The organism is Brevibacterium sp. LS14 (genome assembly GCF_012027885.1).
GTDB lineage: Bacteria > Actinomycetota > Actinomycetes > Actinomycetales > Brevibacteriaceae > Brevibacterium > Brevibacterium casei.
The window spans coordinates 63,820-75,466 of sequence record NZ_SJXG01000047.1; the positions used below are offsets into that span (position 1 = coordinate 63,820).

Genomic DNA, 11,647 nt, shown 5'->3' on the forward strand with positions numbered 1-11,647 from the left:
CCCGCTGCGCGTTTCCCGGGGCAGCGTCATACCCATTGGTGAAGGCCGCATCGAGTGAATAGGCTCGCAGTGCCTCCGCCGGGGGGCAAATACTTCGGCCTTGGAGCGCGGAGCATCAAGTATCACTACAAGTTGGCAGTTCGGATCATGGCCTGGGGCAGTGCGGTCGACAGCGCCCCAGATGGGTTCGAGGCTTGAAACTGGCCGGTCGCTACCGAAAGAGAGCTTCCCACTGGGGATTCACGTCGATTCTAGGATGAAGTGGCTCACCTCCGGATCATTAGAGAGCAGCCGAAGTTTGACATCGACGAGAATCGAGTCGTCGTACGCCCATTGAGGTTGCGCGCCCGCAACGAGACCGTTGTTCACAATTCGGTAGAGGTCAACGCGATCGGCAAAGTCGTGGCTACAGTTCAGCTCGCAGTGACCTGTGAATCTCGCATTGTCAATCTCGCCGGCAGCTGCGAGGTCCTCGGAATGGTGTCCAGAGTCCAGCTCGTCGAGCGTCCAGTCACCCATGATTACCCTTCCAACGGCCTTTTTCGACGTCACTCGATCTGCGGTGCGGGCGGCGCGGGTGGACGCCTCCTATGAACTTCTCCGTGATAGGACGAATCCCAATTCTGCACCGGGGCGGCTCGCCATAGATGGAGTTCTTCGGCTCACGCTCTCGTCAACAAGGAGTTGCGGTTCGCAGTGAACTGGGAGTGAAACCGCCACGCGTCTTATTATCACTACCGGTCCGCGGCAGAAGTTTCGAGCAACGCGTTGAACAATCTAATCGGTGTGCGATCAAGGACATATGTGTCGCTAACAGAAACGTGTGCGATTCCGCGGTCCTGCAAATCAGACACAGCCCGTCGAACTGCAGGGCCCCAAAATGAATCTTCGTGCCTCCATAAAGGGTGGCCAATAACGACAGCCGCACCAGATCCATCCAGCGAAACTAATGTCGGAAGATTGTTGACCACGTTTTGCTCGATTCGAAGATGCGGGCCGTAGCCATCGACAAAGCTCTGCATCAAGGCGTTCGTATGTGCAGTCCAATGAGACAAATCCACCTCGTTTCCAAGCACGAGATCTACCACATCGAGTCCGAGCCGCCAATCTAATGCCCAATGATCAAAACGGTTCTCGTAATTACGCAAACACCCTGGGCAAGAGGAGGTGCAGGCTGTACCGTGCGGGTAGCTGCGAAGCCGTGACCCGGTCTCATCACGTATAGATTTCAACAAGCTTTCGAAAGTCTTGGGATCACCTAGTTCCAACGCGTATCCAGCACCGTTGTCAAGAGCATCGGCCAGGAACACGCGCGCTGAGACAGTTGTGCCGTAACGCGTCGGCTGTAATCCAACCTCAAGTTCTGATTGCTCGATATCTAGGTATTCTTTCGCCGCGTTACGAAGCAGTTCCGCAAACGACAATAGCGCACTCTTGCCTGCCGGACACGCCCACGGCAATGTCGCAATTGCGCCCTCCGGCAATTCCAATTTATCTAAGTCAAGCAGGAGAACGTCAGTCCGGCGAACTTCGCCGATAGCTGCTGCACCGATTGGTTCCCCGTCTTTCCGCATCCAGTCCGGGAGCATTCTTCGGTAGAGATCCCGATTTTGAGCAATGACCGACCCATCCGACTGTCGACTCAGATCAAACAATTTTCGATTGTTGTCGTTTACCGCAACAACCTCCGCTTGTTCGAGCAGACGGAGTGAGCCTGCCCGCAACCTCGTCTCTTGACCTAGCTCAGTGTTCGCCGAGAGCTCGGAGTAGCCCCCGTACATTGGAGTAACATGCGAGTCGTCGTAGTCTGGCTGACTATAGATGGTGCGGTAGCCTTCTGGCTGATACAGTGAGAAGGCTTGCATCATATCTCCACAAACGGAGCAATTCAGCGATTCGTCAATCGGTCGCGTATCGAGGCTGCCGCATTCTGCGCAGCGACGAATCGGCAGTGGCGTTCCAAGGGGATCTTTTGAACGTAATGTTTTACCGATGGTGTTGTAAGCAGCGAATCCCACCGCCAGGTGCTCGGCTCCGTCCTTGACAACAACAGCACCCGGCGCGAAAGCTGTAATAGACATACCAAGATCACGATCGGCCACGGTGTTGCGCTCGACGTCTCCTGCCTTCTGAAGGCGACGCGAGTAGAGCGAGCGCACTCGGGTAGGAAATCCAAACATTGGAAGCACACCGGCGTTGGCAAGCAACTCGCTTAGTTCGGAGTGCTGAAAGTAGGGATTATCGACCGCTTCGTCGATGTCCACTAAAAGGCCTTCACGAGCCCAAGTTTTCAAATCGTCGACGTCAAGTGCTGTGAACGCGCTAAATCGCTCGCAGACCCTGGGCACATCGTGCGCTTCCCGGAGCCATTGCTCTACTTCGCCCCGCCGCTGTGGCCAGTCGGTGGTTTGCCCGAAAGTGCCGTGGATACTGTCTCGAGTGCGCCGGGGCGGGTTCTGTACATTCAGGAACGCTCTTCTGAGTAATTCCGCTGCGATCACGCGTCGGACAATCCGCGGTCGCGACAAATCGATGAACGGTGGCGGGGGCTCGGCCGCGGTCATCTTCTCCGGAGTCTGAAAGTAGTAGTCATCGTGCGCCCGATCCCGCGACACCGTGACCGCAAAGGAAAATGGCTGACCTGAACGCCCGGCACGGCCAACCCGCTGCTGATAGTTGAATCGCTGGGGAGGCATATTCGCCATCGCGACTGCACGGAGCGAACCAATATCGACCCCAACCTCCATGGTGGTAGTCACAGAGAGGAGATCAAGAGGGTCGGCAAGGGGACTCTCTGCAGGAGGTGGGAGCATGGCACCCTTGAACAGACGTTGACGATCCCGTTGATCCGCTAACCTCGTCTGACCGGTAAGTTCAGCTACTCGCATCCTACGTAACGGCTGCGAAGCAAGCCAACCGTAATAGTCGAGCTCCTCGAACCATTGCTCCTCTCGAAGCACACCATGGAGACATTCCTCGTTCGTGCAGACGCCGGCCGACGCGTGAAGGTGAGTAGTGCCGCAGTTCTCGCAAACCCAAACACCTTTACCAGGTGTTTTAAGTTCAAGAGCATTTTGACCAGTCTGCGTGCGAAGCGTCCAGGTTTCATCGATAAGGCCGTTGCGTAGGAAAAACTCGTTTACGTTCGCTACTAATGATTGGTGGTTAACATTGTGTTTCGCTGCAACCCTTTTGAGATAAGTGTCGACCACTTTAGGCACAGAATTGGATCGGGCTGCGTAGCCGCCCTCATATCTCTTCGCAATGCCGAGTAGACGAATCACACTAGCTAGAACGTCCCCTGCAACTTCGACGGGGAACCCCCATCCGTCAGGCGCGGGTGGTGTTGCCCTTACCACACCTAGGCGGGTCGACTCGAGGTCACGCGATGCGCGATCAAATACAGCTTCTGCGACTGCGACCGCGGTCAAGCGGTATCGATCTTGACGAATCGGACGCGAAATTGGATCTGCCAAGGGTTCCCATGCTGTATTTGTGGGTGGTTCATATGCGCGATACCAGGGGGCGTCCCCCGCGCTCTCTGCGACGGAAGGGCCAGGGCCCGCAGGGTTAACTCCCTCCTTGAGCATTGCCCGCTCGGCTTCATGAATAAGCCTCACCCAAGGCAAAGATTCGGCCTCTAGCTCTGCAGAGGCGATTGTAGCTAGATCCGCCGAGTCCGCCGCACCAAGTTTTTCAAGGCGAAGCTTGTCCACCAATTCGCCACGACTGGATCGCAATTGCTCAGCTCGCAGTTGCTCCTCTGTGGAGAGTTGTCCGCGGATTAGTGCACGCAACAGCGGGACCGGATTCTCGCGTTCGTGGAGTAGTTGGCGGACAACCTGCCGCACTTGGTCGCGGAAGTTGTTTAGGGCTATCCCAGCAGCAATTCGTGCGGAGTCGTCGCGACTGTCCGTGAACACAATCGTCCTCGACTCCGCTGCTTCGGATCCAAGGCTCCTGAACAATTGGGACACAGCCATCTGGTTGAGCTGTGCCCGTCCTGAGGTGTGCGCACGAATGGGCGACCGAACGTTCCCAGCAAAGTAGACCGCCGCATCTCTGTTGTCCTGACTACCACCGCAACGGGGGCAGGTTTCCGGCAACGCCGGCATTGAAAGCCCACTCTCGTCACCTGCATTATGGCAAAACACAACGGCGGGTACACCGTCAGGCGTGTTGCCGAGAGTCAGCGCGCCTAGCTTCGGATCCCATGTCGCGGCAGTAAAATTTGTCACCACCGTCGGCTGATTCTCGTCCATGTCAACAGGAACTTTGTGTTGACTAGGCGCATCCGGAACGGGCGAGCCCAGCCAGAGCCATCGATACTCATTGTCGCTTCGACGAAATACGAAGTCCCCCGAATTCTCGCCGGGACCGACCGGCGTAGTTGAGAGCAGGGCAGCTCCAGGATCTGGACGACTTACGATGTATCCGCCGAGGCTAACGTCTCCGCACTCAAAGCAGTACAGAAGTTCAAGGACTCGCGAACCACAGTCCATGCATGTCGACCGCGGAGTGTCGTACATACGTCCGATACGACGCGGCGATGAAGTGGTACCACCGGGGCAATTTGGATTTGAACAAGCCCAAAGGCCGCGCATTCCCCTCATCATCACGTGAGCCCGAAACTGAATTTTCGGGTCGTCTACATCCGCGAGACCATCGAGCATCGCTACTAGCGCCTGTTGCCCTTTCTCCGAGTCACCAAACAAGCGGGCGGACACTTCGTCAAAGCGGGTTGCTTTTGGCCGTTTATTTATCGGATCAATACAGGCCGTCGTTAAAATATCGGCCCAGTTGTCACGTTCGGCGGTCGTTGCAAGTTCTTTCGGTTTAGCGCTAAGCAGGTCCTTGGCAGACGGCGCAGCACCTGCCAATAGCGGTCTCGGCTTCCCCGGTACAATCAAGAACAAATCTCGATCGACACCAAAAAAGCGTTCCAGATACTCCAAACCTGAGTCATCGCCTGGAAGTGAAGCGCTTGTGGCAATGATCCTGAACTGTTCAGAAGACGGTGCAAGCCCTAAACGAGATGCAAGGTTGCGAATGACCATTCCGACTTCTGCACCCGTACTACCACGGTAGAGGTGTAGCTCGTCGACGACAAGGGTAAACACGTGATCTGGCGATTCCTGAAGCCAGCGGCGCGTGGACTCGAAGATCGGCTCTTCAACGTCGCGCATTAGCATCACGTTGAGCATCGAGTAGTTGGTAACCAACACGTCCGGAGGGGTAGCGATCATATCCCAGCGGGAAATAAGCTCCCCTCCAAAAGGGTCTTGGAACTGGTCCAGCAAAATAGAATCGTTGAGCTCGCCAAGCTGAGCACTCAGGCGCGATAACTCCCGCATATCACGGGCTACGTCGACAATCGTCGGGGAAGAAGCTCGCCCAGTCGGCACGCTTCCGTACCCTGGCGTCGCTCCGGTATACCGACCAAACCAGAGATCAATAGGTGATTCTTTACCTCGCAAATCACGGACGGCTCGGCGAAGTCGCACGACCTGGTCCTCGACCAGTGCGTTGGTCGGGTACAGAATCATGGAACGGACCGCTGCAGAACTCGATCCCACTGTTCGAGTGGGCCGCCAGACATCGTTCTGACGCTTCAGATCCCACCATTCATAGGTTGGGGGCAAAGCTGTGGACCGCTTCTCTGCCGTGATTCGCGTTAGCAACGGGACCAAAAAGGATTCGGTCTTACCAGACCCTGTCCCCGAGGTTATAACCGGATTACGTCTGACGCTTGAACCGAAGTGTGCTGCAAGCGCGGCCGACTGGTGCTCGCGCAGTTTCACACTCGCAAGCGCCTCATCGGTTGTGCCGAGAACGGCGCTGACGACGTCACTCAGGTCACTTACGTCAACACCTGCTCGAATCGCCGAGTCTTCGACTGAATCGACCCCATCATAGGGGAGAACTGGCTCGAGCATGAGCGGTGCGAACAAGTTCCCTTGCCCTTCTAGCAGGAGACGTCGGCGCTCCCTGATAAGGGCCGGATCCCGCAAGGCGTATGCGGTATCGATGTAGCGTAGGAACACTTCACGAAGATCGTTAGCAATCTTCACAGGGGTCGGGTATGTCATAAGTCCTCACCTGCTCACTCGATCGAAAATGACATCCGCGACCTCTCGCGGAACGCCTGGGTACTGCAGCATTCTAAAGTTCGTTATTTGACGCGGAACCCGCCCCGAGCAAAGAGCGAGTGGACGCCCATACAGCGCCGGAAGATCCGAGCCAAGAAGAGTAACTACCGAACCACTGCGCGAGTGATATCCAATTAGAGGATCACCCGCCCACAAGTTAGCAATATGCTTGACTATTTGCGCATTACCGAGGCCGATGACTCCATTCGCGATATCTTCAGCCGAACGAATAGCGTAAGTCGATTCAAAATTCTTAAGCCGATAAGCCCCTACTTGAGAAAGTGCCTCAACGGGGAGCCAAGAGGCTGAGCTAGTGTCCCAAAACTCCAAGTATCGGTAAAATGGCACTGCCACGCGTTTGAGCGATCTCGCTACTTCACTGAGTGGGGGGAGCGCCTCGGCGATAGATCTAGATGGAGACGCCCCAAGCAGGGCAACTCCAATTTCCTTCAAAGCGGTGGCAGATGGGTCACCAATGATCTCTACGCGAACCAGCTCCGCGTCGACAGTCCTATTTAAGACTGCGCGTCCCCTAACCAGGTTCTCAAGTTTTTCCAGAAGCTCGCCAGATCGGGCCCCGATAAGCACCCACCGTCGGTCACCGACAGGTACCAATGTTGAACTGTTTACGGCCCATTCTGCTGCTCGCAGTGACCCGTCCCTTCGAACGTCCACGTGGCCAACGACCTCAAGTTGTCGAAGAAACGTGTCTGCGAATAAGCCCGAACCTTCGATCTGCGAAGCGATCCGGTCGAACGCCCTTATTGACCCAGCACCAATATGATTGAGCGCATCAAACGCCACCTCGAAATTGGCTTCGTCCGACTCTACAACCGGCGGAATATCAGGAATAATGATAGTTTCGGCACCATTCCGCTTCCTCTTCGCGGCCCAGACAGTGCCTGCGAAACGACGGACAAGACCACAGGTTGCGCATTCGCCCTCAATGCTTCGCTTCGGCACTTGACCCTGACGAACAGTCGGAAGAATGAATCGATGTTTTCCGGTATTGAGGCACGAATCACTTCCAACTGGAGTACCAACGTGTATTTTTTCCGTAGTCTGTACTGATTTTCGTTTTGCCCGAGGAGCGAATTCCGGTATTTTTGAGTCGGGTTCTTCAGCAGGTGAAACTGGACCGACGAAACGCGGGCCATTAACATATAGGTGCGATTTGACGAAGTCGGCAGTGAGCGGCCACCGCGATGACGACTCGGGTGAGTAAACCAGACGCTTATCGCCGTCTTCGAGTTCAAGCTGGGGAGTCCGCGCAGAGCGTAAACGAAGCACTGCCGTGGACGATGGTCTGCTCGCCCCATCTACGAACATTGCAACGATATATTCGCCGTCAGGTAGCTCGCGATTGGCGATCGAAAGTACCGCCAATTCGCCGTACTGTGTGGACTCGGCGACAATCTCATCAGGATTTATGCGCGCTCCGCGATATATCCGTATAATTATTGATTCCGCACCTGCAGCAACCGCGACTGCTTCGGGCGGCTGTATCACTGACCATTTGCGGAGAAGGCCGGGAAGCACGAAACCTCCTCGCAGCGTCAAACTAGTTCGGGTACGCGGTGCGAGTGGCTGCAGTTCAAAGTGCAATCGTTCCGTTGGAACCGACACGATCTGAACGTGCTTGAATACATGCCAGTTCTCGGGCGCCCCCGGGAGATCAACGAGCTCCCTCCAACCAGGTCGGGCATGTTTCATAAGATGGGCCTGCACTCGTTGGCGTGCGTCCGATCGGGCCACAACTATGCTGTCCTCGCCTAAAGCAATGCGCTCAACCTCAACATACGCACCTTGAAGATCATCCCATCGGAGTGCAACGACGCGCTTCGGTCGACGACCGAAAACACGGGATTTATCGTTCCCAAACTCCCCTGCAGTTTCTTCTTCGACGAGCGATACTGCGCTGACGCCCTCGACCCCTGACAACCTCGACGAGCCCCCCGGGCCAGCTACAGTTGGAACAGTTGATTCCCCATCCGCCAACCGGAATCGCGCGAAACTGGGGCCCTCCGAGCGGTATGGGAGCATTAAGTTAAACTCGATGGACTGACGCGGGAATGTTCGTAGAAACGCAAGGAGACGAGTGGCGACAACGAATTTCTCGGATGCAACTGCCTCAATCCCAGATCCGTCCCACGCTTCGAGTTCAAGGCACGCAGCGTCAACGATTCTCTCTTTGGCTGCAGGTTCGCGCCAAAGCCGGGCAAGGTGCGAACTCAAAGGAAGACTCGGAACGGCTGTAGCATAAGGATCAATTGCAAGCTTCATCTCGTCAGGCGAAATATGCAGGCCAGGCGTCATTCCTTCTATCGCGAACAGTTCATGGAAACTGGCACGATCGTGCTGCCTTACTAGTGCTTGCGACATTGGCAACCCCACAAACGCGTGACCACCGACTGCATACGCGGTCGGCATTCCGCGCTTGCCCTCCCACGCTTCGAGCCAGATATTGAGCGATCCCCATAAAAGGTCTGCATTACGTCGGTAATCGTTCTCTACTCGCTGTTGATCGTTTGCGGATACTTTTAATAATTTGTGGAAGCGAGAGTAGTAGTTGTGCGCCGCAACGTCACCCTCTTTGTGCATTTGCTCAGCAGCAATCGAGAGTAGAACGAGAAGTGGGAGCGCGGGGGGAGTCTCAAGAGGTTGCGCCCTGTGCCGAAGTGCCGCTTGAGCCTGCCAACGGAATGGCGCGATACCATTCTTGCTGATCTGTAACGTCGATCTCACAAGGTTCGAAAATCCATCCAAAGTGGCATCTTCGATCCCAGCCGACTCAAGCACTTGCCGAAGAGTATCGGGGTCGGCAAGTGTGTAAACTGGGCGTCCAGCTTGCTCCGGCCCGAACACGACCTCGGCGAACGCGTCACACACGCGCCGATAATCGTAATCCAAGATCACCGCAACCCCCTCTACCTCGCCGTACGCCCCAGACTACAGGAGAATGGCTGGGATGCTCGCGCAGACCTGTTACATACCGCAACAGCACTAAGCTACAGCGAAGCCTTCCGTCCCCGGAGACAATCTCAGACCGGTTAATAGTGGTTGCGCAATCGCTCGCACGACATCAGCATTCACCGCGTTACCAAGGGCCTTGTATGCTTGCAAATCGCGATTCGGAAGGGCAATCGAACCAAGGCTCTGGAGGTCCGCGCACTCTGCCGGAGTCATGTACCGGCGAGTCCCCGCAACATCCTTGCCCAAAATCGGTACCTGGGTAGGGCTCATTGCGATCAGGCTCGGAGCAGTTGAGGTACGTTTGACTCGCACGCCGGAGGCTCTCACTTGCAGAATGTAGTCATCAATGCGGCGCACACCACCCTGAACATTCCACTCGAATTTCTGCAGGCTGGAGTTAAACTGCCACGGTTGCCATCGATCAAGCCAAGGGTCGATCCAGTCACGATTCGTTCTATAGAACATCCTATTTTCCCGGATGAACGCCTGTTTCCATCTAGGGAACTTGAGGTCGCCTGGCCGGCGAGCATGGCTTGGCAACCTATCGTACTGCTCAGCCTGAGTTAGCCCTTCCAAACTGAATCCGAAACTTCCCATACAAGCGTCGAGATCCCGCGGACCAAGCTCGTTCCAGACCGCGGGTGGAGTAGCTTCCTCATAGGGGTAGGTTGCTCGAAATTCCATCGACCAAATTGGAAAAGACGGCAATTTCAATGATTCTGGCGCCCGACTAAGGAAATCGTCCCACATATCAATAGCACGTTGAACCTGCGCTGGAATGCTCCTAGTCGACTGCGCTTGATCGTTGACGACGCTCCGGATGTCTGTCGCAGGTCGCCCGGGTACAGGCCATTGAAAGCTATGGAGTCCATCGATTGACCCAACGAAATATGCCCGCTCTCGAATCTGCGGCACGCCAAACTGGTGCGGTGAAAATTTTCGAACAGAGACGGCGTAACCAAGGGATCTTAGCGAATCTTGAATAATACCTAGCGTTTCACCATTCTGATGCCGTAGGATATTAGGCACATTCTCAAGAATGAATCGTTGCGGCCTCTTTTCCTCAAGGACTGCAAGTACTTTAAAGAACAGCCTGCCTTGTAGTGTGTGACCGAACCCGAGTTGCTCACCCGCCTTCGAGAATGGTTGGCAAGGAAAACCGGCTGTTAAGAGGTCGTGTTCCGGCACTACTCGGGAGATAATTTCTTCGCCCGCCAGATCATTCACATCGCCCCATGGTTTGATCCCGAAATTCTTACTGTACAGTTCATTGAGTTCGGGATCCCATTCGGCCGCGAATACGCCCTCACCCCCAAGTTGCCTTAGCGCGACATGGAAGCCGCCAAGTCCCGCAAAGAGGTCAACGAATCTGAAGGCGGCCTTCTCATCCTGCATACGTAACCCTTCCTGTCAATCGATCCTACGATACCAGTACGCGTACGTACTAGAATGGCGACCCGCCGAGTATGAAGATTCTGCAAGTTGCGAATGTCCCTCGAGGTGAAGATTTTATCTCCTCAGTTGCTGCAACTACCACGGGAAGAATTAACCTGGGCTCACCTTGGTATTTTTTAAATTAGACCTGCTAATAGACTACCTCAATCTTGAAAATTCGTCGCCCGGTTCTACTTTCAATGCTTTCTCAGATCAAGGTCGCATCGGATCGAGGACCCAGCCCCTGTCCGTTACTCGTATTCCGGCATCAATTCGCGGCGAATTTCAGTACATCGTCGCGATTATTCCGTTCTCGAATTTGGGTTAGCCGGCGTCGAATGGATCCAGTCGGTATCAAATCGGAGCGCAATGTGACCAGCTAGTCCGCGTGGGAAGCGTGCTCACGCATCGACGAATGCCGCCCCTAAGCTAGGATGTATTTCTTGTATTCCCCGGTTGCCGAGCGTTCTGAACAGACGTGCGATTTTCTATTTCTTGTTGGCGTTACATAGAAATACTTGTCTCGAGATCCTCCAGCTCATCCCGCGGACTCACTTCGCGCAACCCATTGGAGATCACGACTGATTCCGATCTTTCCGTCTGACTGCTGCGCCGACGGACGCGATGACTGGCGTATGATCGCGTACGAGCTTCCACGCGACCGTGTCAATCACCGGCATGATTTCTTACTGAACAAAGGCCGCTGCCACCTCTCCTGCGAACTGGAGCTATTGAGGTTGAAGCGTTCACAAGAAAACGCGAACTCCTGCCAAATGGGCAGCGCACTTCAACGACTTACGTTCCTGTCATTCGCGTCGAACAGCTCGTTGATTGCGTCCCGAAGTTTCAGTGCGGTGGCCCGATTCAATTGCACTGTTTGACTGACCTTTTGATGTGTAGCTCGACGATCTGAACCGAAGGTGCTAATCTGCAGAAGAGTTTCTCCGTCCGGCAATCTGACGGAGCGCAGTTCGGCGTCTACTTCGGTTGGATGAGCGCCGGACACCGGGTGCCCCCAATACAATTTACGAACTCGCGCCAATGTTCCACCTCGTCGGTCTCGGGCCCTAGGACAGCTGTCCTACGACTAT

At 55.1% G+C, this 11,647-nt stretch carries 4 protein-coding genes; all 4 read right to left on the reverse strand.

The window, feature by feature from the left end; genetic code table 11:
- Positions 1-240: 240 nt before the first annotated feature.
- Positions 241-519 carry a hypothetical protein gene (locus EZE58_RS08345; RefSeq protein ID WP_063248677.1) on the reverse strand — a complete coding sequence of 93 codons (279 nt, stop codon included), beginning with the start codon at positions 517-519 and terminating at the stop codon, positions 241-243.
- Positions 520-734: 215 nt separating this feature from the next.
- The gene (locus tag EZE58_RS08350; protein ID WP_131248181.1) at positions 735-6,089 is read right to left on the reverse strand and encodes a DEAD/DEAH box helicase; all 5,355 of its coding nucleotides are present in this window, start codon (positions 6,087-6,089) and stop codon (positions 735-737) included.
- Positions 6,090-6,095: 6 nt separating this feature from the next.
- The gene (locus EZE58_RS08355) at positions 6,096-8,948 is read right to left on the reverse strand and encodes a hypothetical protein (protein WP_167560256.1); all 2,853 of its coding nucleotides are present in this window, start codon (positions 8,946-8,948) and stop codon (positions 6,096-6,098) included.
- Positions 8,949-9,152: 204 nt separating this feature from the next.
- Positions 9,153-10,517, reverse strand: coding sequence for a DNA (cytosine-5-)-methyltransferase (dcm, locus tag EZE58_RS08360; protein WP_063248678.1), 1,365 nt, complete (start codon positions 10,515-10,517; stop codon positions 9,153-9,155).
- Positions 10,518-11,647 lie beyond the last annotated feature (1,130 nt).